Genomic DNA, 24,390 nt, shown 5'->3' on the forward strand with positions numbered 1-24,390 from the left:
AGGACCTTAGTCGTCGAACGGCTTGAAACGCTCCACCGCAACCACTTTGTGCTTGCTGCCGCGCGCCACATGGCAGACCACGATCTCGCCCGGTGCCAGGTACGGGTCCGAGGACGGCAGCAGATCCCGCAGGCGGGAGTTCATGTGCTTGGCGAGTTGCTTCAAGACGGTCGGCAGCGCCGGGCGGTGCGTGCACACGGCCACGGCCCGCTGCTTGTCGAACAGCGCCTCGACCACGGCGGCCGTCTTCTGCGGGCTGCGCCCGTGCCGGTGCTCGGTGAGGGCCTCGTTGAGCTTCACCTTGGCGTCGGCCGCCTTTGCGTACGGTGCGATGGTGGCCACGCAGCGCAGCCACGGACTTGAAACGATCCGCGCGGGCTTCCACGCCTGCAGGAGCCGCCCCACCGCCTGCGCCTGCCGCATGCCGGTAGCTGCCAGCGGGCGGTCGCCCTCGGCTTTGGACCACGACGAGCGCGGCTTGGCCTTCGCGTGGCGCACGATCAGCAGCGGCCAGGTCCCCAGTTCCCCGCGGTCGTGCGCGTTCACGAGGTGCTGGAGCGGTTCGATGTCGCTCGGGTTGCTCAGGAGGCGGGCTGCCTTCTCGGGCGGGCACCACATGACGGAGTCGACTTCACTCCCGTCGGGCAACAATGCAGCGCCGTCGACGTCGACGGCCCAGTAGTGGACCACCTTCAGCCCGGCCGCCACATGATAGTGGATGGGCGGAAGCGGGATTCCCAGGGGAGCGGTGAGTCCGATCTCCTCCTCCACCTCGCGGACTGCGCACTCCGGGATGGTCTCGCCGGGGTCGATTTTGCCTTTGGGCCAGGACCAGTCGTCATACCGAGGGCGGTGGATCAGCAGGACCTCGAGCTGGTCCTGGGTGGCCGAATTGAGGCGCCAGGGAATGGCGCCCGCGGCCGTAACGGCAATCTCTTCGCCGGGATGGTCCGTCTGGTCCACAACCAGTGCATCGCTGCTCACACTCACGATCCCTACCGCAGGCTGGTCGAGCGCTGGCGGGACCGGGAAGCGAGCAGCCAGGACTGGACGTCCTTGAGGTTCTGGCCGTCTTCTGCCAGGTGATGGCGGGTCCATTCGCCCTGCCGGTCCAAATGCCAGCTGGCGGTTTCCGGATCCATGTAGCGGTTGAGCAGATCCAGGACATAGCTCGTGTCGTCGCCGCTCGCCAGCTGCACGAGGGCCTCCACCCGGCGGTCGAGGTTGCGGTGCATCATGTCGGCCGAACCGATGTAGACCACCGGGTCGCCGGCATTGGCGAAGGCGAAGACGCGGGAGTGCTCCAGGAAGCGGCCCAGCACGGAGCGGACCGTGATGTTCTCGCTCAGGCCGGGAACGCCGGGCCGCAGGGAGCAGATGCCGCGGACAATGACGTCCACCTGCACGCCGGCCTGGGACGCACGGTACAGGGAATCGATGATGGCCTCATCCACCATCGAGTTGACCTTGATCTGGACGCGGGCGGCGATGCCGGCGCGGGCGTTCCTGATTTCGGTTTCGATCCTGTCGATCAGCCCGGACCGGACCGAGCGCGGCGCCACGAGCAGCCGCTTGAATGTGGACTTCGGCGCGTAGCCGGAGAGCTGGTTGAACAGCTTCGAGAGGTCTTCGCCGACCTGTTCGTTCGCCGTCAGCAGGCCCAGGTCCTCGTAGTAGCGGGCCGTGCGCGGGTGGTAGTTGCCGGTGCCGATGTGGCAGTAGCGGCGCAGCCCGTCCACTTCCTGGCGTACCACGAGAGAAAGCTTGCAGTGGGTCTTCAGGCCCACAATGCCGTACACCACGTGGACGCCGGCCTGTTCCAGTTTCCGGGCCCAGGAGATGTTGGCCTGCTCATCGAAGCGGGCCTTGATCTCCACGAGGGCCAGGACCTGCTTGCCGGCCTCGGCGGCATCGATCAGGGCATCGACAATCGGGGAGTCCCCGGAGGTGCGGTACAGGGTCTGCTTGATGGCTTGGACCTTGGGGTCCGCGGCCGCCTGCTCCAGGAACGCCTGGACGGACGTGGAGAACGAATCGTACGGGTGGTGCAGGAGGATGTCCCGGCGCCGCATGGCGGCAAAGACGTTGGCCGCCTTGGAGGTTTCCGATTCGTTGAGGTGCCGCGAGGTGTGCGGGACGTGCTTGGGGTAGTGCAGGTCCGCCCGGTCGATCCCGGCAATCACCGAGAGCCCGCGGAGGTCCAGCGGTGCCGGGACGGAGTAGACCTCGGATTCCTCGACGCCGAGCTCGCGGATCAGCAGGGCCCGGATGTTCGGGTTGATGTCATTGGTGACCTCGAGCCGGACCGGCGGGCCGAACCGGCGGCGCAGGAGTTCCTTCTCCAACGCCTGCAGGAGGTTCTCGGCGTCGTCCTCTTCCACCTCGACGTCCTCGTTGCGGGTCACGCGGAAGATGTGGTGCTCCAGGACTTCCATGCCGGCGAACAGCTGGTCCAGGTGTACGGCGATGACTTCTTCGAGCGCGATGAACCGTGCCACACGCCCGGGAACGGAGCCGGCGCGGGCGCCGTCGATGGAGATCAGCCGCGGGAGCTGGTCAGGGACCTTGACACGGGCGAAGAGTTCCTTGTCGCTGACCGGGTTGCGGACCACCACGGCGAGGTTCAGGGACAGCCCGGAGATGTAGGGGAACGGGTGCGCCGGATCCACGGCCAGCGGCGTCAGGATCGGGAAGACCTTTTCCGCGAACATGGCACTGAGCTGGTCCTTGGCCTGGGAGTCGAGTTCCTCCCAGTGCATGAGGTGGATGTGCTCGTACGCAAGGGCGGGACGGATCTGTTCGGCATAGACCCGGGCGTGGCGCTGCTGGAGGCGGTGGGCTTCCTCGCCGATCTGCTCCAAAACCTGCATGGGGCTCAGCCCGGCGGGGGAGGGGACGGCGAGGCCCGTGGCGATCCGCCGCTTCAGCCCGGCCACCCGGACCATGAAGAACTCGTCCAGGTTGGAAGCAAAGATGGACAGAAAGCTGACCCGCTCCAGCAGGTACAAGTTGGGGTCCTCGGCCAGTTCCAGGACCCTGGCGTTGAACGCGAGCCAGCTCAGCTCCCGGTCCAGGAACCGGTCGGGGCGGATGTCGCCCTCCGGTTCCAGGTTCGGCGCGAACTCCGGAATGTCGATCCGGTCCTGGGTGGCGCGTGAGGCCGGCACTTCGGAGGAGCCAAAGCGCGCACGTACCGGACGCGCCCGCTTTTCCGGCGTTGCTGGTTCAGACGTGGATGTCCGGGCAGTATCCCGTGGCATAGGGTCTCCTCAATGCTGGCGCGATGTAGCTTCAACCTTACAAGCAATCATGGCCGGATGACCCAGATTGCGGCGCGGTCCGGGCGGTCATCCGCCGACTTGACTAACGCCGTCGGGCGCGGGGGTGACGGCCGGTGATTGCTGCTGCGGCAGCGGCGCGTACATGACATCGACATCCCAGCGCGTGAATCCGAGCCGGCGGTAGAGGGCGACGGCGGGCGCGTTGTCGGCGTCGACGTAGAGCATGACCGCCCGGAGCCCGAGGTCCTGCAGATGCCTGATGCCGGCGACGGTGAGGGCCTTGCCCAGTCCGGAGCCCTGGGCATCCGGGGTCACGCCCACCACATAGACCTCCCCGATCGCGGGGTGATCACCGTGCCGGGGGTGCACCTTGGTCCAATGGAACCCCAGGAGCCGGTCCGCCGCGTCCACAGCCAGCAGGAAGCCTGCGGGATCAAACCAGGGTTCGGCCATTCGTGCGTCCAGATCGGCGCGCGTCATGTTGCCCTGCTCCGGGTGGTGGGCAAAGGCGGCCTTGTTGGCGGCCAGCCAGGCGTCCTCGTCCCGGCCGGGCACAAAAGTGCGGAGCTGTACGCCCTCTGGGAGCTGGACCTCCGGCAGGGCCGCCGCTGCCGTCATCAGCCGCATTTTCCACAGCTCGCGGACGGCGCCGTAGCCGTAGCGGGCCGCGAGGTCCGCCGCGGCCTCGTGGTTTCCGTGGGACCAGGCTTTCAGGCCCGCGAAGCCGCGGACGCTTTTCAGTTCGCGCACCAGGCGGTCGCCCACGCCCTGGTTGCGGTAGCTGGGGTGGACGGCGATCTCGAGGATTCCCGTGCCGTCGGGTTCCCCAATGACAACGGCGACGCCGGCGAGGTCCTGCGCCGTGGCCGGATCCAACTTCTCGTCCGGGGCGTAGAGGGCCAGGGCCAAGACCGAATGCCCGCCCGCCTCGGCGGCGCGGAGCGTGACAAGGGTCTGTTCGGACAGCGGCGGATTGCCGTCGGACTCCTCCGCGGCGGCGACAAGGGCGGCGACATCCCGCAGCAGCTTGCTGTCCACGGTTCCTTTGACAGCAAGCACGGGCCAGTTTTCCGGGTGCGCAGGGCTCATGGTGCAAGGCTATCGGGTTGGCGCAAGGCTATCGGGTTGGGGCAAGGTATCGGGTGCCCGGCCACCGGCTGCCGATTTTGTTGAACTCCGGACGGCTGTGTATAGTCGTTATCTCGTCCGGCGTTGCGCCAGATGCGAGGGGGATCCACCACTGGGGTGGCCTCGATACGTTCGACCCGTATGTCCTCCACTGAGAATGCTTAATCAAATAAGTTTGTGTGCCGACCGGTGCACAAGAAGGCCCCGAACTCTGGATTCCAGTGTCAGGGGCCTTCTGCGTTAACCCCGCTTTTGTGGCAGGGTTATGCGGTCCGGGGGCACTTTGACGGGACACGCCGCGGACACCGGATCCGAGGGGCGCAGTTATGTCCGAAGGCGCCCCGGGCAGTGACCGGCGGGCAGTGCTTCCGGGTTCGTGCGGGCGTGGTGCGCTCAGGCCTCGGTGAGTTCGTCCTCGGGCTGGCGGACCAGGGTCAGGCGGTAGCCGACGTTGCGGACGGTGCTGATCAGGTTCTCATGGTCGGCGCCCAGTTTGGCGCGCAGCCGCCGGACATGGACGTCCACGGTGCGGGTGCCGCCGTAGTAGTCGTAGCCCCAGACTTCGGTCAGCAGCTGCTGTCGGGTGAACACCCGGCCGGGGTGCTGGGCCAGGTACTTCAGCAGCTCAAATTCCTTGAAGGTCAGGTTGAGCGCGGCGCCGTTGACCCGTGCGGTGTAGCTCGCCTCGTCAATGACGACGCCGGCGGCCCGGATCTCGGTCGGCACGTCCTCCTTGTCCGGCACGGCGCGCGCGACGCCGAGGCGGATCCTGGCTTCGACTTCGGCGGGGCCAGCGGATTCCAACAGGATGTCGTCCACGGCCCACGCCGAGGAGACGGCGGCCATACCGCCCTCGGTGAGGATCAGCATCAAAGGGGCGCTGAGGCCTGTGGCCTTGAGCAGCTGGGTGAGGGAGCGTGCGCCGACCAGATCTTTGCGGGCATCCAGCAGGACGATGTCGCAGGGGTCGGTCTCAAGCAGCGCGGTGGGTTCGGCCGGCAGGATATGCACCCGGTGGTTCAGCAGTTCCAGAGCAGGCAGGACGTCCACTGATGTTCCGGTGCTGTTCGTCAATAGCAGGATGTGCGACATTGTTCCTCCAAGGGGTGTCCGCGCATCATTGGGCGTCTTGTTGCTGATCCCGAGTATACCTAAAGGCCGCATTCCGGCCATGGTCCCGTCACCTCCGGCCACTGCTTTTGCGACACATATCGTTCATATAAGGCAGGATTGAATCGTCAGGGCCCGCGGCCCGTTGAAATTGAGCCGAGTCGAATTGGGGTCCGCAGTGAGCGAAGGTACGAACCATGGTGGGTCTGCCGATGGCGAGTAGACAGTGAAGCCGTGGAGCGTCGGGATCATCGGCCTGGCCGGCCTCGCGGCCATAGTTGCCGGCGCCTACGCCTCGCCCGAGGTCCTCCTGGCCGTCGCGGTCCTCTTCGCCGTCGGCATTGGTGTCGGCTGGCCTTACTTTCTTGGCATCCCCGCGAAGAAGACTCTCGCGGCCTTGATTGGCCTGCCCGGCGTGGGGTCGGCCGTGGCTGCGACCTATCTGCCGGCTCCCGGCTTCCTGGACTGGACGCCGTCGTTCATGGCGGTCGGGGTCATGGCCATCTTCGTCATGCAACTGATCCGGGGCACCGGGCAGGCCCAGCGGCTCGAATCCACCCTGGGCTCGTGCTCCGGTGTCCTGCTGTCCTGCCTGGGCGCCGGCTGGATTGCCAGCTCGCGCTTCAACGGCGTCCGCGAAATGATTCTCGTCGCCGCCGTCAGCGCGGCCATTGCCCTGCTGGCGGGGCTGATTCGCTGGCCTGACCGGATCGTGGCGCCGCTGGGCATCGTGGCCGCGGGGCTCGCCGGGCCGCTGGCAGGCCTGGTGTTCTCCGACATCGCCGTGCTGCCGGCCGCGATCGCCGGCGTCGTAGTGGGCGCGGTTCTGGTAAGTTTCCGCCGACTCGTCATCCTCAGCGGTGAGAGCCTGAACGTTTTGGCGGCCGTGGGCATGGGCCTGGGGCCGGTGTCGGCGGTCGGTTCCCTGGCCTACTTCATAGACAAACTACTCATCTACTAAGGGTTAGGATGGTCATCATGTCCGTACTTGCATATGAGATCTTCTTCCTTGTCCTGCTTGGCGTGGCCAGCCTGTCCATGGCGTGGTTTGCCGGCTTTGTCGTGTACCGCCTCTTCAAAGGCCAGAAGTAACACGTTCCAGACCCCGTAGCTTCCAGAGGTAGATGCTGTGCCGATTGAAATCCCTACTGATCTGACCCCCGAAATCGTTCCGCTGTCCTGGCTCATTGGTGAGTGGGAGGGCCGCGGCCGGCTGGGGGCCGGGGACGAGGACTCCGAGCACTTCCTGCAGCACGTGTCGTTTACGCACAACGGCCTGCCGTACCTGCAGTACCGCGCCGAGAGTTGGCTGACTGACGATGAGGGCACCAAGCTGCGTCCCCTGACTGTCGAGACCGGCTTCTGGGCCCTCGAACGCAAGCAGCGCGAGGAGGACGGCGGCCCCGGCCTGATCCCGGCGGACATCGTCCCGGTGCTCAGGAGCGCCGACGAGGTGGAGGCCCTGCGCAACAGCGACGGGGGCTTCGACATCTCGGTCTCCATCGCCCACCCCGGCGGGATCTCTGAGCTGTACTACGGCCAGATCAAGGGACCCCAGATCCAGCTCAGCACCGATATGGTGATGCGCGGCAGCCACTCCAAGGAGTACACGGCGGCCACCCGGATCTTCGGGCTGGTGGAAGGGAACCTGCTGTGGCGCTGGGACGTGGCCACCGGCAAGAACTCGGCGTCCGGCGGCGGCCTGGAAGCCCACGCCTCGGCCATCCTCGCCAAAGTAGGCTAAAGGCCCGGGTTCACTGATTTTTCCGTTGTCAGCATCGACCCAGGAGAAAAGCCGTGAGCGACGAAGCCATGAGCACAGGCACCAGAACAGCCCCCAACAGCGACGCCGGTGACGCCAGCTACGCCGACCTCAAGGCCGTGTACTTCAACGGCACCCTCAAGAAGTCCCCGGATGAGTCCAACACCCAGGGACTGATCGAGGTCAGCCGCCGGATCATGGAAAAGCAGGGCGTCACCACCCGGGTGATCCGCACGGTGGATCACGACATCGCCAGCGGTGTCTATCCGGACATGCGCGAACACGGCTGGGCCACCGATGAATGGCCGGAACTCTACCCGGCCGTCCAGGAAGCGGACATCGTCGTCGTCGCCGGGCCCATCTGGCTGGGGGACAACTCCTCGCAGACCAAGAAACTCATCGAGCGCCTCTACGCCCACTCCGGGCAGCTGAACGCGAAGGGCCAGTGGGCCTTTTATCCGAAAGTGGGCGGCTGCCTCATCACCGGCAACGAGGACGGGATCAAGCACTGTGCCATGAACGTCCTGTACAGCCTCCAGCACATCGGCTTCACCATCCCACCGCAGGCCGATGCCGGGTGGATCGGCCCCGTGGGGCCCGGACCCAGCTATCTCGACGAGGGTTCCGGCGGTCCGGAGAGCGATTTCACGAACCGCAACACCACCTTTATGACCTGGAACATGCTGCACCTGGCACGGACGCTCAAGGACGCCGGCGGCATTCCCGCCTACGGAAACCTCCCGGACGCCTGGAAGGCCGGCACCCGCTTCGACTTTGAAAACCCGGAATACCGCTAGGGCCGGCTGGCCCCACAGTCCGGCAAGACCCCGGCAACCCCCGACACTCTATGCCGGGGCCGGAATACGCGCAGAGCTAAGGACGTTCCCTTCAATATGACTATCAAAAGCCCCCTGTTGTCGCGCCCGGCCGCGGTTGAGGCCGGCGGTCCCGACGCCGGCGTCGCCGCCCACTATGGCGAGCCGCTCCGGGAGCAGCGGGCGCTGGCTGCCGGCAACGCCGTCGTGGATCTCTCAAACCGCGGCGTGGTCGCGGTCATCGGGCCGGACCGCCTCAGCTGGCTCAACACCCTGTCCTCCCAGCAGCTCACTTCCCTGGCCCCCGGCCAGTCCACCGAACTGCTGTTGCTGAGCGTGCAGGGCCGGATCGAGTTCGACGCCCGGGTGGTGGACGACGGCGCAACCACCTGGCTGATCGTCGAGGGAGCCGAGGCCGGCCCGCTCGCCGAATGGCTGAACAAGATGAAGTTCATGCTCCGGGTCGAGATCGCCGATGTCTCCGCGGACTGGGCCGTGCTCGGCTCCACCCAGCGCATCCCCGAATGGTCTGCACTGCAGGTCTGGGAAGACCCGTGGCCGCATGTCGGTGCCGGCGGCTACTCCTACGCGGTGGTGGGCGAGGACGCCCACCCCGGACTGGAACGGCCGTGGTTCGAGTACCTCGTCCCCGCGGCTGATCTGGTCGCGACGGTTGGCGAGCGCGCCCTCGCCGGCACCCTGGCTTCAGAAGCGCTGCGGATTGCCGCGTGGCGGCCCCGATGGGGCGCGGAAACCGACGACAAGACCATCCCGCACGAGCTCGACCTCCTCCGCACCGCTGTGCACCTGGCCAAGGGCTGCTACAAGGGCCAGGAGACGATCGCCCGCGTCCACAATTTGGGCCACCCGCCGCGGCGGCTCGTGTTCCTCCAGCTCGACGGCTCCCAGCACACCCTGCCCGCCGCCGGCAGTGAAGTGCGTAACGGCGACCGCAAGGTGGGCACCGTGACGTCCGTGGCGCAGCACTACGAAATGGGCCCGGTGGCCCTGGCCGTGATCAAACGCTCCGTCGCCCCGGCCGACGTCCTGACCGTGCTGGACGGCGACGAGCCCTACGCCGCGGCCCAGGAAGTCATTGTGGCTCCCGACGCAGGCCAGGTAGTGGGCCGCCAGACCGGCTTCCTGCGGGGCACCCGATGAGCGGCGAGTCCCCGCTGGACTCGTCCCAGGGCTCGTCCCCGCAGGACAGCGCTGGCGCCGCGCCCGACGACGAGACGCTGGCGCTGGCCCACACGCTCTTCGACGCGGCCCGTGAGGGCAACTCCGCGCTGTTGGGCAGCTATCTGGCCGCCGGCGCGCCGGCCACGCTGACCACTTCTTCCGGCGACTCCCTCCTCATGCTGGCGGCCTACCACGGTCACGCTGGCACCGTCCGGCTGATCCTGGATCACGGAGGCGACGCCAACGCGCCCAACGACCGCGGGCAGACGCCACTGGCCGGTGCCGTTTTCAAGGGCTACACGGACGTCGCCCGGGAGCTGTTGGACGCCGGGGCCGACCCCGACGCCGGCACCCCCACAGCGCGGGCCGCCGCGCAAATGTTCGCCCGCACGGAGATCCTGGCCCTCCTCGGCTGACGAAACCCGGACGAAACCGAGGTCCGGCCACCCCAAGGTGAGGGCCGGCCGGGACGGATTCGGGGAAGATTGCCCCCAAATACTCCACGTGGAATAATCGGTGTGGAGTAATCGCCGTTCAGGCCGACGAAAACAGTTTTAGACCGAAGAGGACAGCACCATGGCCCGGGCAACCGCACTGACACCGCTGGGTGTCGCCGCACTCTCCCTGCTCGTGGAAGAGCCGATGCATCCCTACGAGATGTACCAGCTCCTGATCGCCCGGCACGAGGACCGGCTGGTCAAGGTCCGGCCAGGAACGCTCTATCACGCCGTCGGGCGGCTCGAAGAGCAGGGCCTGGTTGCAGCGACGGGAACGGACCGGGGAGGCAACCGCCCGGAGCGGACCACGTACACGATCTCTGCAGGCGGCCGTGCGGCGTTCACGAAGTGGCTGCAGGACATGCTCGCCGCCCCGGTCAACGAATACCCGTCCTTCCCGCTGGCCATCTCCGAGGCCTACAACCTGCCCGCTGGCGTCGTCGTCGAACTCCTCGACCGGAGGCTCCAAGCGTTGCAGGAGCAGCTCGACTTCCTGGTCTCCGGCGAGGAACTGCTGAAGAAGAAAGGCGTGGAGCGCAAGTACTGGATCGATGTCCAGTTCCAGCAGTACACGCTGCAGGCCGAAATCGCCTGGATCCGCAGCCTTCAGGACCAGCTCCGCTCCGGCGAACTGCCGTGGTGAACCCTTGCAGAACCCCCGGCCGGGACCCGGCCGCCCCAACACTTAGTCCGTCCAACGTTCACGCCAGCCCCTAAGGAACCCCATGGAAAACGTAGCCCGGCCATGGCCGGCACTCTGGTCCCTGGTGATCGGCTTCTTCATGATCCTGATCGACACCACCATCGTCTCGGTGGCCAATCCGAGCATCATGGAGGGCCTTAACACTGACATCAACTCGGTGATCTGGGTGACCAGCGCCTACCTGCTCGCCTATGCCGTGCCGCTGCTCATCACGGGCCGGCTCGGCGACCGGTTCGGACCGAAGAAGCTCTACCTGTCCGGACTCGTCGTCTTCACCATGGCATCGCTGTGGTGCGGCCTCTCCGGCGACGTCCAGACCCTCATTGGCGCCCGCGTGGTCCAGGGCCTCGGCGCTGCCATGATGACGCCGCAGACCATGGCCGTCATCACTCGGATCTTCCCCCCGGACCGCCGCGGCGCCGCCATGGGCATCTGGGGCGCCACCGCCGGCGTCGCCACCCTGGTCGGCCCGATCCTCGGAGGGGTGCTGGTGGACGGCCTCGGCTGGGAATGGATCTTCTTCATCAACGTCCCGGTCGGGATTGCCGGCTTCATCCTCGCCCAGCGTTTTGTCCCTTCGCTGACCACCCACCCGCACAAGTTCGACATTCCCGGCGTGCTGCTCAGCGCCCTCGGCCTGTTCCTGCTGGTCTTCGGCATCCAGGAGGGCGAGACGTACAACTGGGGCACCATCGCCGGCCCCATCACCGTCTGGGGCCTGATCATCAGCGGCATCGCCGTGCTGGTGGTCTTTGTCCTGTGGCAGCGGTTTAACAAGGGCGAACCGCTGTTGCCACTGTCCCTTTTCAAGGACCGGAACTTCTCGCTCGCAAACATTGCGATCACCACCGTGGGCTTCACCGTTACGGCGTTCAGCCTGCCGTTGATTTTCTACTACCAGATCGTTCGCGGCCTGACGCCGACGCAGTCGGCGCTCATGATGGTGCCGATGGCGCTGATCTCGGGCGGGCTCGCACCCGTCGTCGGCCGGATCATCGACAAGGTCAATCCGAAATTCATCACCGCGGCCGGCCTGGTATTGATGTCCGTGGCGCTGTTCTGGAATGCCCTGCTGATGCACCCGGACACGCCCATCTCGCTGTTCCTGCTGCCGAGTGCAGTGCTGGGCTTCGCCAATGCCGGCATTTGGGCTCCGTTGAGCTCCACCGTCACCCGCAACCTGCCGCCGCGGCAGGCCGGCGCCGGCTCGGGCGTCTACAACACCACACGCCAGATCGGCGCCGTGCTCGGCAGCGCCGCCATCGCCGTCCTCATCCAGGCGCGGCTGGCGGCCGAGCTCCCCGCCCGGCCCGGAGAGGGCGCAGACGCCAGCCCGATGGGCTTCGGCGGTGCGTTGCCCGACGCGCTCCATGAGGGGTTCTCGACGGCGATGGCCCAATCCATCGTGCTGCCGGCGGCGGTCATCCTGCTCGGCGCTGCCGTGGCGCTGTTCTTTGCCAAGCCCAAGCCGGTCCAAGGCTGGGGCGAGCCGGGCGCGGCCGCAGCTGAGGGTAAGGAGTCAGGCGCCGATTCCGATGCAGTTTCAGGCGCCGGCGCGACTGCCGGTGCGGGCACGGAGAAGGCCGCCGCGGAGCGCGGCTAGCCTGGCGGGCATCCGGATCAGCCCAGCAGCACGCTGGTCTGGATGCCGCCGGCGGAGAAACCCAGGCTGCGGGCCAGGGCCAGCGAACCTTTGTTGCTGACCTCTGAACGCCACTGCAGCGTCAGTCCGGCGGCCAGGGCTTCGTGGGCGGCTATCGAGGCTGCCAGCTTGCCCAGACCGCGGCGCCGCCATTCGGGCGCAACGAGCACGCCCAGGTGGGCCAGGAGCCCTTCCCACTCGGTGTAGGCCCCGCAGGCCACGGGCGTGCGGCGCCCGTCTTCCAGATGCAGGACAGTGAAGCGGTGTTCGAGCTCGGCGAGGCCCACCTCATTGACGTCATCGGGCGGGCAGAACGTCTCCAGCTCGATCGCTTCCGGGTTCCCGTGCGAGACGGTCAGTTCCTCGGAGGGCTGCTGCAGGGGGAGGTCGTCGGCGAAAAAGAGTGCGGCGGCGCCCAGCCCGTGGCCGCCGTGCCCGCGGGTGATGGTCAGGAGCGTCACGTGCTGGGCCAGTTCCTCGTCGGCGAGACCGACGGCGGCGTCCAGCGCCCATTGCGGGCCCACCAGGGCGGAGTTGCCGAACAGGCGGACGAACTGCACCGTCCGGGCGCTCTCGTCCGCCCGGGTGAGCCGTACGCCGGCGGCAGCTGCGAACGCGCCGTCGTCCAACCCCAAGCGACGCGCCCATGCAAGCTGGACAATTTCAGCAGAACCGGGCTCAAGAGTCATGAATCAACCCTACCCACCAGGGGCCGGGCTACCGGCCGGATCGTGAAGTCGACCCGGTGCAGTCCACCCGATCCGGCGGCCTGATCCGGGCCGGCCTGCGAGCCGCTTGGCCGATGAGGCCGCTTAGCCGAAGAGGACAGCGGCCTCGTCGTAGCGGCTCTGCGGCACGGACTTGAGGTTGCCGAGCGCGGCGTCGAATCCGACGTGCACAATATCCGTGCCGTGCAGCGACACCATCGTGCCCCAGCGCTTTTCCACCACCGAGTCGATGGCCGCCATGCCCAGGCGGGTGGCCAGGACGCGGTCGAACGCCGTCGGGACGCCACCGCGCTGGATGTGGCCAAGGACCGTTGCGCGGGTCTCGATGCCGGTGCGTGCCTCCAGCTCGGGCGCCAGCATTTCGGCGATGCCGCCGAGGCGCGGGCGGCCAAAGGTGTCCAGGCCGCGTTCCGAGTGCGGGGACTCCTGGCCTTCGGGCACGAAGCCCTCGGCGACCACTAGCAGCGGGGCGCGGCCACGATCGTGGGCGGAGATGACCCACTCGGCGATCTGTTCCATGGAGGCCTTCTGCTCCGGGATCAGGATGGCGTGGGCGCCGGAGGCCATGCCGGCGTGCAAGGCGATCCAGCCCACGTGCCGTCCCATGACTTCAGCAATCATGCAGCGGTGGTGGGACTCTCCGGTGGTGCGCAGCCGGTCGATTGCCTCGGTGGCGATTTCCACGGCGGTGTCGAAGCCGAAGGTGTAGTCCGTGGCGTCGAGGTCGTTGTCGACCGTCTTGGGCACGCCCACGATCTTGAGGCCGGCGTCGGTGAGCCGCTTTGCGGCAGCCAGGGTGCCTTCGCCGCCGATGGCGATGATGGCGTCGATCCCGAGCCGGTCCATGTTGGCCTTGATGACGTCCGGGCCGCCGCCGTTCTCAAACGGGTTGGTGCGGGACGTGCCGAGGATGGTGCCGCCCTGCTTGGCAATGCCGCGGACCATGGTGCGGGGAATCTCCACGATGTCGCCTTCAACAACGCCGCGCCAGCCATCCTTGAATCCCACGAACTGCTGGCCGTGGACCGCGATTCCCTTGAGGACGGCGCCGCGGATGACGGCGTTCAGGCCGGGGCAGTCTCCGCCGCTGGTGAGGATTCCAATTTTCATGTCTGGCTCAAATCCTGGTTTGAAGGGGTACAGGCAGAGCGCTACGCTGAGCTCACCTAGAGTCTAGTGGCGCGTGTGGGGCAGGACACAAACGGTTACAAAAGGGTGCCCCCGCCTTCAAGCGGGGACACCCTTTCGTGGTGCGGTGCAGCTACCGGGCCCAAGGCCGCGGGGCCGGGACGGCCTGTGTTTGCGGCCTGTGATCGACGTCAGGGCCGGGAGGAACGCTTCGAGAGGAAGCTTTCGAGGACGATCGCGTTGCGCTGGTCCGGAAGGAGCAGCCACGCCACGATGTAGACCACGAATGCCGGGCCGGGGAGCAGGCTCAGGAGCAGGTAAGCGATCCGGACATAGGCCACATCAACATTGAGTTTGGCGGCAATTCCGCCGCAGACGCCGCCAAGCCAACGCTGCGGACCACGTTTCAGGCCGAAGCCCCGGATGGTGTCGAAGAATTTATCCATGGTTCAAGACTTCCCTGTCGTTGGCCTATTGTCACGCCTGCGTGCCGAGACCAGGCCGCCCACGATCAAGGCGGCACCGGCTCCGATCATCAGGCCGATCAGGACATAGGTGCCGTCGAGGGCCACGATGCCGAGCCGGGAAATAATGATCAGCGCGGCCAGTGCCACCACTGTCAGTCCCCAGACCACCGTGCCCACCCGGGCGGGGGAGCCCGCTTCCCGGTCCTGCTCGGCGGCGTCCGGCCGCGAGTCGTCATAGCTGCTCATGTCAGTTGCCTTCCTTGATGGTCACGTTGCTGACGGTGCCGGAGATCTTCAGGACCATCCGGGCGCCGGGCTGCGAGGCGTTGTAGTCGGTTTGCTGCTTCGTCATGCCGCCGCGGTCCTGGTTGCCGTCGTGGAGGTTACCCATGGTCATGTCCGCCTGGACCTGCACGGGGACGGTGGTGGGGATGACGACGGTGAGGTTGCTGGCCGTGGCGTCGATCGGAACAACGACGTCGGAGCCCAAGGGCGGATTCAGCGCCAGCTTGGTCAAGTCAACGGTTCCGGCGCCGCCGGTGATTTCGAAGCCGCCGCTGGCCTGTTCAATACTCGACGGCGTCCAGTCGGCGTTCTGGAAACGGAACCGGTCCCCGTGCGGGACCACGCTGAAGATTGCGCCGATCAGCAGGGCCACCACCGCGAAGAACCCCAGGATCCCGGAGGTCCGGCCCCGCAACCCTGCGACCAGGATCCCGAGACCCAGGATGGCCGCGCCGATGGCCCAGACCAGGGCATTGCCGGCGTCACCGAGGTCGATCACGTTGGCGGCGTCGAGGGCCTTGATGCCGCCGCCCACCAGGAGGGCGGAGCCGACGGTAATGGCGACGGCCGGGGTGCCGGGACCAGGACTGCGGGGTGCGGCGGGAGGGGGCGGAGTGGCCCCGGATCCCGGGCCATACCCGCCGGGCGGAACAGGCCCGGGCGGGATGGGGCCCGACGGCGGGGGCGGACCCCAGTCCGGGCCGGAACCGGAGACTCCGGAGCCGTCGACGGGGTGGCCATATGCCAGGCCGCCGCCCTGCGGGAAGCTGTCAGCGGACTGCTGCCCGGCGCCGGTGCGGGAGCTGCCCGCAAAAGTCGCGGCGCCGGCCGGGCTGCTGGACTCGTAACGCGATGGCATGGGAGTGGCTCCGTTCCGGATCTTATTGCGCTGGGTCAGGTAGTAGACGAGGTAGATGGCGCCGCCCACCCAGAAGACGGTCCAGACGAAGGCGCCAAAGCCGAAGCGGTCCCAGCCCCAGACACCGCTGCCCAGGCTGGGGAAACCGATAACCGAGGTGATGAGGGCGCCGGTCATGCCGGCGGTCCACCGCCCTGCCGCGGCCTCCTGGACGTGAATGCGGCCGTCAGGTTCGGGCAGCAACGCCCAGGCGAGACCGTAGGCGAGGACGCCGATTCCGGCGAAGACGGTCAGGACGATCAGGACGCCGCGAATGATCAGGGGATCGACGCCGAGCCGGTGTGCTATGCCGCTGGCCACGCCGCCGATCCAGCGGTCGCGTCCGCGGTAGATACCCTGGCTGCGGATCCAGTCGAAGAAATTCTGGGTTTCTCGGGCGGGGAACGGTCCATTAGGGTCGCCGGGCGGGTAAAGCGGCGGGGGCTCTAGCGGCGGCGGCCCCGTCGGCGACGGGCCGACCGGATCGGAGCCTGCCTGAGGTCCGGCCGGCTGGTTTGTGGCTGAACGTTCTGTGTCCGGAGCCTCTGCGTGCAGAAGTTCAGTGTCCGGACGTTCTGTGTCCGGACGTTTGGTGTCCGGAAGTTCTGAGTCTGGACGTTCTGCGGAGGTTCCATCCGTGGTCGGCCGGTCTGCGGAGGCCGGGCCTTCATCGGGGTGCGGAGTGTGCGGGTTCATACTTCGATCCTTCCCGTTCCCGGCGCGGGGCTCTACTGGGGAACACCCTGAACGGTCCCTGAGTGGCCCCCGGGTTGGGCCCTCAAACGCGTCCGGGGAACCCCGATCCGTGCTTGGATTGATGCATGACAACCGCGCCCGCCCGCCCGCCGCTGGTCCGCAGCAGCGATCGCGTGATTGCCGGCGTGTGCGCAGGCCTCGCCACGCATCTGGGCTGGCCGGTGCGCATGGTCAGGATCGGCATGGCGGTAGCCGCGCTCGCGGGCGGCGCCGGGGTGGCCTTCTACGCCTGGCTCTGGATCATGGTCCCCACGGCGGATGAAAGCGCCCGCCGCAACGCCCGTCGCCCGGCGTCGCCCATCGCCCCGGCAGTCAGCTCCCCGGACGCCCTCGGGATTCCCGGTGCCCTTGCAGCCCCCGGCACCCCCGGAGTTCCGGCAGGGTCCGGGACCGCTGGCACACCCGGGACGCCAACTCCAGGGTCCTGGTGGTCCAAGGTGCCGGGCATGCCCTTCGGTAAGGAGATCCTGCTGGGCGCAGGCCTGCTGCTGGCCGCCGGGATCCTTATCGCCCGGCTTCTCGGCGTCGACGTGCCCCTCGGCACCCTGATCCCGGTTGCGGCCATCCTGGGCGGTGCCGCGATCGCCTGGATGCAACTGGACGAGACCCGCCGGGCGGGGCTGGTGGACAAGACCAAGGCAGACCAGGCCGGCGGCTGGGCGCGCCTCGCAGCCGGGCTCGCCCTCGTGGTGGCCGGCGTCCTGGTGATGGTGTCCGGCTCGGGATCCTGGGAACAGACCTGGCTGGCCCTCCTGGCCTCGGTGGCCGTGCTCGGCGGCGTGGCCCTGGTGCTGCTGCCCTGGGGGCTGAAGTTCTGGCGCGACCTGGAGACCGAGCGCGCCGGGCGAGTACGCGCCACCGAGCGTGCCGAGATCGCCGCCCACCTCCATGACTCCGTGCTGCAGACCCTCGCCCTGATCCAGCGCCGGGCCGGCAACGAGCACGACGTCATCCGGCTGGCCCGCGCGCAGGAGCGCGAACTGCGCGGCTGGCTGTACCGCGACGCCGACAAGGAATCCGGCCAGCTGTCCGAAGGCATCACGTCCGCCGCCGCAGAGGTCGAGGACGCCCTGGGCCACGCGGTCGAAGTGGTCAGCGTGGGGGACTGCGTCATGACCCAGCGCCACGAGGCCCTCGTCCAGGCGGCCCGCGAAGCCATGCTGAACGCCGCGCGGCACGGCGGGGGTCCCGTGTCCGTGTACCTTGAAGTCACCGACGCCGCCGCAGAAGTTTTCGTCAAGGACCGGGGACCGGGCTTCGACCCGGATTCGGTTCCCCTGGACCGGCTCGGTGTCCGGGAATCGATCATCGGCCGGATGAACCGCCACGGCGGCACCGCCGACATCATCAGCAGCCCGGACGGCACCGAAGTGCGGCTCCGGCTGCCCGCCGCCGCATCCGCCGGAACGGCCGGAACTGCCGGCGCTGCCGCCAACAACGCCAACGGAGAGGCCAAGCAGTGACCAGCCCAGCAACAGGAAAACCGGCACCAGGAAACCAACCGCCAGGAAACCCGCCAGGAGGCCCGGCACCAGTTCGGGTGGTGATCGTGGACGACCACGCCATCTTCCGCTCCGGGTTGAAGGCGGACCTGGACCCGGACATCGCCGTCGCGGGGGAGGCCGGAACCGTGGAGGAGGCAATCGCCGTCATCGCAGCCCAGCGCCCCGACGTCGTGCTGCTTGACGTCCACCTGCCCGGCGGCCGTGGTGGCGGCGGACGCGAGGTCCTGGCCGGCTCGGCGCCGCTGCTGGGCACCACACGGTTCCTGGCCTTGAGCGTCTCCGACGCGGCGGAAGATGTCGTGTCCGTGATCCGGGCCGGCGCGCGTGGCTACGTGACGAAGACAATTTCCGGTGCGGAGATCAGCGGCGCCGTCCGCCGGGTGGCCGGCGGCGACGCCGTCTTCTCGCCCCGGCTTGCCGGCTTCGTCCTGGACGCGTTCGGCACGGCCCCCGCGGATATCGCCGACGACGAGCTGGACAAGCTCTCGGCCCGGGAGCTCGAAGTGATGCGCCTGATCGCGCGCGGCTACAGCTACAAGGAGGTGGCCAAGGAACTGTTCATCTCGATCAAGACAGTCGAAACCCACGTCTCGGCCGTGCTGCGCAAGCTCCAGCTCTCCAGCCGCCACGAGCTGACCCGCTGGGCCGCCGAGCGCCGCCTGCTCTAAACCAAGTAATGCGCTATCACTTAGGATCCCTCTGCCGCGGCAATAAGGACCCTAAGTGATAGCGCACCGGGGGGTTGGGGCTACCTACTTCGCTTTGCCGAGGAAGTCCTGCAGGCGGGCGACGCCCGTGGCCAGATCGTCGTCGCCGAGGGCATAGGACAGGCGCAGGTAGCCGGATGGGCCGAACGCCTCGCCGGGAACCACAGCGACCTCGACCTCATCCAGGATCAGGGTCGCGAGTTCGGCAGAGGTGGCCGGGCGCACCGGACCGTTCGCGGACGGGAACTCCTTGCCCAGCAGCGCGCGGACATCCGCGTACACATAGAACGCGCCCTTCGGCGTCGGGCAGTCAACGCCTTCAATGGCGTTCAGGCCGGCGACGATTGCCTTGCGGCGGTGGTCAAATGCCACCTTCATCTCGTCGACGGCGGTCAACGGCCCGGACACGGCCGCGAGGGCGGCGACCTGGGGGATGTTGGAGACGTTCGACGTCGCGTGGGACTGCAGGTTGGTGGCGGCCTTGATGACGTCCGCGGGCCCGATCATCCAGCCCACGCGCCAGCCGGTCATGGCATAGGTCTTGGCGACGCCGTTGAGAATGACCACCTTGTCGCCGAGCTCGGGAACCGCGGTGGCGATCGACGTGAACGGCACGCCGTCGTACGTCAGGTGCTCGTAGATCTCGTCGGTGACAACCCACAGGCCCTTGGACGCTGCCCACTGGCCGATCTCCTTGACCTGCTCCGGCGAGTACACGGCACCGGTGGGGTTGGAGGGGGAGACAAAGAGCAGGATCTTGGTGCGCTCGGTGAGGGCCGCTTCCAGTTGGTCCACGGTGACCAGGTATCCCTGTTCCGGGCCTGCGAAGACCTCCACCGGCACGCCGCCGCCCAGCCGGATGGCTTCGGGGTAGGTGGTCCAGAACGGGGTGGGAACAATGACCTCGTCGCCCGGATCCAGGAGTGTGGCGAAGGTGTTGTAGACGGCCTGCTTGCCGCCGTTGGTCACCAGCACCTGGGATGCCTCGGCCTTGTAGCCGGAATCCCGGAAGGTCTTGTCCGCGATGGCCTGCTTCAGCTCCGGCAGCCCGCCGGCGGGGGAGTAGCGGTGGTACTTCGGCTGGCTGGCGGCCTCGATGGCGGCCTGCACAATGTAGCCGGGCGTCGGGAAGTCGGGTTCCCCGGCGCCGAAGCCGATGACCGGCCGGCCGGCTGCCTTCAGCGCCTTCGCCTTGGCATCGACGGCCAGAGTGGCGGATTCGGCTATGGCGGAAATGCGCTGGGAAATGCGGGCAGCAGACATGGGCGGGTCCGTTCTTCGCTTGCAGCTGGAAGGCTGGATATGGGATTCGACGAAATCTACTCTATGCTGTTCAGCGGATCCCCCGGGGTGCCTGAACGCGAATATGACTGACGGCTGTCAGTTGGTTTGCGAAGACACGCAGGGGTCCGGAAGAGGGCCGGTTCGACGTAGGCGCAGTTGTTGCGTAGACTGGTTCTCCGGTGTTGAAAACACGATGATGGCCTGCGCCTCAGGGAAGCCTGGGGAACGCGTCGGCCGGAGCGAATTTTCACCCCGAAGGGTAGTGGCGCAATTGGTAGCGCAGCGGTCTCCAAAACCGCAGGTTGCAGGTTCGAGTCCTGTCTGCCCTGCGCATGCTGTTCCGGGTCATCCGGAACAAGCGCAGCAACCATGGTTCAGTTCAGAGCCGGGTATCCGATCATTGCGAGGATGAGTGAGGACCAGGTGACCGAAACAGCTGCCAGCAGCTCCAAAGGCCGCCCCGCCAAGAATGCCGCCAAGCCCGGCTTCTTCGCTCGCATCGCGATCTTCATCCGCCAGGTCATTGGCGAACTGAAGAAGGTCGTCGCACCGACCCGAAAAGAACTGATCAACTACACGCTCGTCGTGCTGGTGTTCGTGACCATCATGATGGTGATCGTCACCCTGCTGGACTTGGCCTTCGGGACCGCGGTCAGCTGGGTCTTCGGCGGCAGCGGCCCCACGGACAGCTAAGGCGACCGGTCCGCAGACTGCGTGGATGCCCGGGAAACCGGAGATTCCGCGGAGTGTGCGGAATTGAGTCATTTAAATACGCATGTTAGGCAATGAGGAAGCAGGAGACCAAGTGTCTGAGCAGGAGCTCGAGGTAACTGAGACTGAGCTGGATAAGAGCCAGGGCGCCGCGGTGGAAGCCGCGGAAGAGTCCGAGGCTGCGTCTGCTGCGCCCGATTCCGACGTCACTGACGAGGCCGAAGCCACGGAAGAAGTAGCCACAGAAGAGGCAGAGGCAGCAGATGCCGACGCCGTCGATGCTGAGGATACCGACGCTGAAGGCGCTGAAGACACTGACGCTGAGGACGCCGACGCGCTGGCAGCCGCGGCCGCCAAGGCCGACGTCGACCCCGCCGACGAGTTCAAGGCCAAGCTGCGCCGCCAGGAAGGTGACTGGTACGTCATCCACTCCTACGCCGGCTACGAGAACCGCGTCAAGGCCAACCTTGAGACCCGCATCCAGACCCTGGACATGGAAGATTACATCTTCGAAATCCAGGTGCCGATGGAGGAAGTCGTAGAGATCAAGAACGCTCAGCGCAAGGTCATCAACCGCGTCCGCATCCCCGGTTACGTCCTGGTCCGCATGGACCTGACGGACGCTTCCTGGGGCGCCGTCCGCCACACCCCCGGCGTCACCGGCTTCGTGGGCAACGCGCACAACCCGGTCCCGCTGCGCCTTGATGAGGTCTTCTCCATGCTCGCCCCGGTCTTCGAAGAAGAGCAGGCCGAGAAGGGCAAGCCGGTCAAGCACGCCGCCGCCCAGGTTGACGTCGACTTCGAGGTCGGCGAGTCCGTCATCGTCAAGGAAGGCCCGTTCGAGACCCTCCCCGCGACGATCTCCGAGATCAAGATCGATTCCCAGACCCTCGTGGTGCTGGTGTCAATCTTCGAGCGCGAGACTCCGGTCACCCTGGCGTTCAACCAGGTCAGCAAGATCTAGCTGTTCCCTAAGAATTCGCCCCGGGCTGCCCGCTTAGCAGCCACGGAGCGGCCGGCCGCCTTGCCATGGCGGCCACCAACCTGAGGCACGCTCCTGTGCCCCAGGACGTATTTGAGAGAAGGACCTACATTGGCTCCCAAGAAGAAGGTCACCGGCCTCATCAAGCTGCAGATCCAGGCAGGTGCCGCTAACCCGGCCCCGCCGATCGGTCCTGCGCTTGGCCAGCACGGTGTCAACATCATGGAATTCTGCAAGGCGTACAACGCTGCGACGGAAGCCCAGCGCGGCAACGTTATCCCCGTGGAGATCACGGTCTACGAAGACCGCTCCTTCACGTTCATCACCAAGACCCCGCCGGCTGCAGAGCTCATCAAAAAGGCTGCAGGCGTCGCCAAGGGTTCGGCTACCCCGCACACCGTCAAGGTTGCCAAGCTGACCCAGGCCCAGGTCAACGAGATCGCCACCACCAAGATGGAAGACCTCAACGCCACCAGCCTCGAAGGCGCAGCGAAGATCATCGCCGGCACCGCCCGCTCCATGGGTATCACCGTCGAGGGTTAATTCCCCACCGCTGATTCGCCGGGTTCGGGAAACCGAGCACGACGACGGTCAGCACCGCCGGCCAGCCGGCACCACCTAAACAATGAAAAGCGGAATTCCGGAAGATGAACCAGCCGGAATGCCGCCTGTGGCAGGGCCCAGCGCGGTCCGCAGACCACAACTGCACAAGGAGAAATAAGCAGCATGGCAAAGCGCAGCAAAGCATATGAGGCAGCCGCGGCCAAGATCGACGCGGAGAAGTTCTACGCGCCGTTCGAGGCAGTGACGCTCGCCAAGGACACCAACCCGTCCAAGTTCGACGCCACCGTTGAGGTCGCTTTCCGCCTGGGCGTTGACCCTCGCAAGGCCGACCAGATGGTCCGCGGCACCGTTATCCTGCCCCACGGCACCGGTAAGACCGCCCGCGTCCTCGTCTTCGCAACGGGCGACAAGGCTGAGGCTGCAATCGCAGCCGGCGCCGACTTCGTTGGTTCCGATGACCTGATCGAAAAGATCGCCGGCGGCTGGACCGACTTCGACGCCGCCGTCGCCACCCCTGACCTCATGGGCAAGGTTGGCCGCCTCGGTAAGGTCCTGGGTCCGCGTAACCTGATGCCGAACCCGAAGACCGGCACCGTGACCGCTGACGTCGCGAAGGCTGTCAACGACATCAAGGGCGGCAAGATCGACTTCCGCGTCGACAAGCACTCGAACCTGCACTTCATCATCGGCAAGGTTTCCTTCGACGCCCTGAAGCTGGCCGAGAACTACGCTGCCGCACTGGAAGAGGTTCTTCGCCTCAAGCCGTCCGCTTCCAAGGGCCGCTACATCCAGAAGGCCACCGTCGCCACCACGTTTGGCCCGGGCATCTCGGTTGACCCCAACGTCACCAAGGTCCTGACCGAGGTCTAGTCCCCACCGGATCCGCGGATCCAAGGTGCAGCCAGCAACACCGGCGTCACCAGCTCCAGCGAAAGGCCGTCCCGCAACTGCGGGACGGCCTTTCGCTGTTTCTGGACCTGACATCACCGGCGCCTTGGCATCATCGGCGCCTGACATCGTCGGCGTCCCGAACCCTTTGAGCCGCCGGTCTTGCCGGTTAGGCTGTCCCGGTGACTACGCCGTCGTACTTCATCGAGCAACTTTCCCTGCCCGCAAGCCTTGATGCCGCTGATGCTGACGCAGCGGAGTTCCTGGAATTCATGGAACTCTGCGATGAGCTCGTCCTGCAGACCTGGGGCAACCTTGACCGGTCGATGTCCCCGGCGGCACGCCTGCAGTACTGGCAGGATTCTGCCTACACCCGCACGCGGCTCTTCTTCGTCCGTGTCGACGGGCGCATGGTGGCCAACTCCTGGCTGCGCTGCGAATTGCAGGAGAACCTGGGCTCCGCGCTCCTGCACGTGAGCGTCCTGGACTCCTTCGCCGGCGCTGGGATCGGCCGGGCCCTGCTGGAACACGCCGAAGCGCTGGCCGCCGCCGGCGGGCGGACAGTACTGCAGACCTTCACAGAGCACCCGGCCGACTTCGACGTCGATGGCCCGGATCTCGTCAAGCCCGCCACGGGGGCCGGCGCGCTGCCGCCCGGCGCACGCGGCGTCCGCTTCGCCAGGCAGGCCGGCTACCGGCTGGAGCAGGTCGAGCGTTTTAGTTCGCTCGACGTCCCGCCCACAGCGGACCTGGACAGCCTGGAACGGGACGCCCACGCAAGGGCGGCGGAGTACGAGCTGCTGCACTGGACCGATGCATGCCCGGAGGAACATGCCGCAGGGCTAGCGGTGCTGATGTCACGCATGAGCACGGACGCGCCCACGGGCGCGCTGAGCTACGAGCCGGAAATCTGGGACGTCGCCAGGGTCCGCCACGTCGAGGACACCTGGCGGCGGGCCGGCGAGTCCACCCTGGTGGTGGTGGCCCGGCACCGGGCCACGGGTGAACTGGCCGCGTATACCGTCCTCCTGACATCAGCCGACAAACCCTGGCTGGCCAGCCAGGACGATACCCTCGTCGCGGCGAGCCACCGCGGCCACCGGCTCGGCATGTTGATCAAGATCCTCAACCTGCGGCTGCTGGGCGAGGCCTACCCAGCGGTGCGGCGCGTCCTGACCTACAACGCCGCCGAAAACGATCACATGCTCGGCATCAACATCGCGCTGGGATTCAAACCGGCGGGCTACGACGGCGAGTGGCAGCGGACCACCGCCGGCAACGGCGCCCGCAACTGACTGCAGGCGCCGAACGGAGCGGAAACGGCCGGGCGCCGAATGGAGCGAAAACTGGCCGGCGTCACCAATGGA

Annotated in this window: 24 protein-coding genes and 1 tRNA gene; 15 read left to right on the forward strand and 10 right to left on the reverse strand. The window is 67.0% G+C overall.

The window, feature by feature from the left end; genetic code table 11:
- Nucleotides 1-6: 6 nt before the first annotated feature.
- The 4 genes from ACFRJ8_RS06030 to ACFRJ8_RS06045 form a co-directional block, all read right to left on the reverse strand.
- Nucleotides 7-984 (reverse strand): NUDIX domain-containing protein, encoded by a 978-nt coding sequence (locus ACFRJ8_RS06030; RefSeq protein ID WP_377985253.1) that lies wholly within the window; start codon nt 982-984, stop codon nt 7-9.
- An 11-nt stretch (nt 985-995) separates the two neighbouring features.
- Nucleotides 996-3,260 carry an RNA degradosome polyphosphate kinase gene (locus ACFRJ8_RS06035; protein WP_377985254.1) on the reverse strand — a complete coding sequence of 755 codons (2,265 nt, stop codon included), beginning with the start codon at nt 3,258-3,260 and terminating at the stop codon, nt 996-998.
- Nucleotides 3,261-3,347: 87 nt separating this feature from the next.
- Nucleotides 3,348-4,370 (reverse strand): mycothiol synthase, encoded by a 1,023-nt coding sequence (gene mshD / locus ACFRJ8_RS06040; RefSeq protein ID WP_377985255.1) that lies wholly within the window; start codon nt 4,368-4,370, stop codon nt 3,348-3,350.
- A gap of 432 nt (nt 4,371-4,802) precedes the next feature.
- Entirely contained in the window at nt 4,803-5,501 is a 699-nt protein-coding gene (locus ACFRJ8_RS06045; protein WP_277526303.1) for a response regulator transcription factor, read from the reverse strand.
- Between the two features lie 244 nt (nt 5,502-5,745).
- Here ACFRJ8_RS06045 and ACFRJ8_RS06050 point away from each other — a divergent pair, with 244 nt between their 5' ends.
- From ACFRJ8_RS06050 to ACFRJ8_RS06080, 7 genes are all read left to right on the forward strand, one after another.
- Nucleotides 5,746-6,480 (forward strand): permease, encoded by a 735-nt coding sequence (locus ACFRJ8_RS06050; protein WP_377985256.1) that lies wholly within the window; start codon nt 5,746-5,748, stop codon nt 6,478-6,480.
- Nucleotides 6,481-6,648: 168 nt separating this feature from the next.
- Nucleotides 6,649-7,263 (forward strand): FABP family protein, encoded by a 615-nt coding sequence (locus ACFRJ8_RS06055; RefSeq protein WP_277526301.1) that lies wholly within the window; start codon nt 6,649-6,651, stop codon nt 7,261-7,263.
- Nucleotides 7,264-7,331: 68 nt separating this feature from the next.
- Nucleotides 7,332-8,078, forward strand: coding sequence for a flavodoxin family protein (locus ACFRJ8_RS06060; RefSeq protein ID WP_377985582.1), 747 nt, complete (start codon nt 7,332-7,334; stop codon nt 8,076-8,078).
- A gap of 96 nt (nt 8,079-8,174) precedes the next feature.
- Complete coding sequence (locus ACFRJ8_RS06065; RefSeq protein ID WP_377985257.1) at nt 8,175-9,257, forward strand: YgfZ/GcvT domain-containing protein; 1,083 nt, start codon at nt 8,175-8,177, stop codon at nt 9,255-9,257.
- On the forward strand, nt 9,254-9,694 hold the full coding sequence (locus tag ACFRJ8_RS06070) for an ankyrin repeat domain-containing protein (RefSeq protein ID WP_377985258.1): 441 nt from the start codon (nt 9,254-9,256) through the stop codon (nt 9,692-9,694). The genes ACFRJ8_RS06065 and ACFRJ8_RS06070 overlap by 4 nt, the downstream gene beginning before the upstream one ends.
- 160 nt (nt 9,695-9,854) lie before the next feature.
- Nucleotides 9,855-10,418 (forward strand): PadR family transcriptional regulator, encoded by a 564-nt coding sequence (locus tag ACFRJ8_RS06075; protein ID WP_377985259.1) that lies wholly within the window; start codon nt 9,855-9,857, stop codon nt 10,416-10,418.
- A gap of 82 nt (nt 10,419-10,500) precedes the next feature.
- Nucleotides 10,501-12,081 carry an MFS transporter gene (locus tag ACFRJ8_RS06080; protein WP_377985260.1) on the forward strand — a complete coding sequence of 527 codons (1,581 nt, stop codon included), beginning with the start codon at nt 10,501-10,503 and terminating at the stop codon, nt 12,079-12,081.
- A 17-nt stretch (nt 12,082-12,098) separates the two neighbouring features.
- On the opposite strand, the gene ACFRJ8_RS06085 is transcribed toward ACFRJ8_RS06080, so the two are convergent.
- The 5 genes from ACFRJ8_RS06085 to ACFRJ8_RS06105 all read right to left on the reverse strand — a co-directional run bounded on the left by ACFRJ8_RS06085 (nt 12,099) and on the right by ACFRJ8_RS06105 (nt 16,181).
- Entirely contained in the window at nt 12,099-12,809 is a 711-nt protein-coding gene (locus ACFRJ8_RS06085; RefSeq protein ID WP_377985261.1) for a GNAT family N-acetyltransferase, read from the reverse strand.
- 123 nt (nt 12,810-12,932) lie between these two features.
- Nucleotides 12,933-13,958: a 6-phosphofructokinase gene (locus ACFRJ8_RS06090; RefSeq protein ID WP_277526295.1), complete on the reverse strand. Its 1,026-nt coding sequence runs from the start codon at nt 13,956-13,958 to the stop codon at nt 12,933-12,935.
- A 209-nt stretch (nt 13,959-14,167) separates the two neighbouring features.
- Nucleotides 14,168-14,422 carry a PspC domain-containing protein gene (locus tag ACFRJ8_RS06095; RefSeq protein ID WP_377985262.1) on the reverse strand — a complete coding sequence of 85 codons (255 nt, stop codon included), beginning with the start codon at nt 14,420-14,422 and terminating at the stop codon, nt 14,168-14,170.
- 3 nt (nt 14,423-14,425) lie between these two features.
- A complete protein-coding gene (locus tag ACFRJ8_RS06100) occupies nt 14,426-14,689 on the reverse strand; it encodes a hypothetical protein (protein ID WP_377985263.1) in 264 nt (87 codons plus the stop codon).
- A gap of 1 nt (nt 14,690) precedes the next feature.
- Nucleotides 14,691-16,181, reverse strand: a complete 1,491-nt coding sequence (locus tag ACFRJ8_RS06105) for a PspC domain-containing protein (protein ID WP_377985583.1) — start codon at nt 16,179-16,181, stop codon at nt 14,691-14,693.
- A gap of 266 nt (nt 16,182-16,447) precedes the next feature.
- Between ACFRJ8_RS06105 and ACFRJ8_RS06110 the strand changes: the two genes are divergently transcribed.
- Nucleotides 16,448-17,845 carry a PspC domain-containing protein gene (locus ACFRJ8_RS06110; protein ID WP_377985264.1) on the forward strand — a complete coding sequence of 466 codons (1,398 nt, stop codon included), beginning with the start codon at nt 16,448-16,450 and terminating at the stop codon, nt 17,843-17,845.
- Nucleotides 17,846-17,922: 77 nt separating this feature from the next.
- Nucleotides 17,923-18,555, forward strand: coding sequence for a LuxR C-terminal-related transcriptional regulator (locus ACFRJ8_RS06115; RefSeq protein WP_377985265.1), 633 nt, complete (start codon nt 17,923-17,925; stop codon nt 18,553-18,555).
- 84 nt (nt 18,556-18,639) lie between these two features.
- Here the strand turns inward: ACFRJ8_RS06115 and ACFRJ8_RS06120 are convergent, their stop codons facing one another.
- A complete protein-coding gene (locus ACFRJ8_RS06120) occupies nt 18,640-19,857 on the reverse strand; it encodes a pyridoxal phosphate-dependent aminotransferase (RefSeq protein ID WP_377985266.1) in 1,218 nt (405 codons plus the stop codon).
- Between the two features lie 277 nt (nt 19,858-20,134).
- Between ACFRJ8_RS06120 and ACFRJ8_RS06125 the strand changes: the two genes are divergently transcribed.
- From ACFRJ8_RS06125 to ACFRJ8_RS06150, 6 genes are all read left to right on the forward strand, one after another.
- Nucleotides 20,135-20,207 (forward strand) — tRNA-Trp (locus ACFRJ8_RS06125).
- Between the two features lie 79 nt (nt 20,208-20,286).
- Nucleotides 20,287-20,571 carry a preprotein translocase subunit SecE gene (gene secE / locus ACFRJ8_RS06130; RefSeq protein WP_028276538.1) on the forward strand — a complete coding sequence of 95 codons (285 nt, stop codon included), beginning with the start codon at nt 20,287-20,289 and terminating at the stop codon, nt 20,569-20,571.
- 112 nt (nt 20,572-20,683) lie between these two features.
- Entirely contained in the window at nt 20,684-21,553 is an 870-nt protein-coding gene (gene nusG, locus ACFRJ8_RS06135) for a transcription termination/antitermination protein NusG (RefSeq protein ID WP_377985267.1), read from the forward strand.
- Nucleotides 21,554-21,682: 129 nt separating this feature from the next.
- Entirely contained in the window at nt 21,683-22,114 is a 432-nt protein-coding gene (rplK, locus tag ACFRJ8_RS06140) for a 50S ribosomal protein L11 (RefSeq protein WP_018773647.1), read from the forward strand.
- Between the two features lie 183 nt (nt 22,115-22,297).
- The gene (gene rplA, locus ACFRJ8_RS06145) at nt 22,298-23,005 is read left to right on the forward strand and encodes a 50S ribosomal protein L1 (RefSeq protein WP_277526288.1); all 708 of its coding nucleotides are present in this window, start codon (nt 22,298-22,300) and stop codon (nt 23,003-23,005) included.
- A gap of 200 nt (nt 23,006-23,205) precedes the next feature.
- A complete protein-coding gene (locus tag ACFRJ8_RS06150; protein WP_377985268.1) occupies nt 23,206-24,318 on the forward strand; it encodes a GNAT family N-acetyltransferase in 1,113 nt (370 codons plus the stop codon).
- The last annotated feature ends 72 nt before the right edge of the window (nt 24,319-24,390 follow it).

It is taken from the genome of Arthrobacter sp. NPDC056886, from assembly GCF_042788715.1.
In the GTDB taxonomy this organism is placed as follows: domain Bacteria; phylum Actinomycetota; class Actinomycetes; order Actinomycetales; family Micrococcaceae; genus Arthrobacter.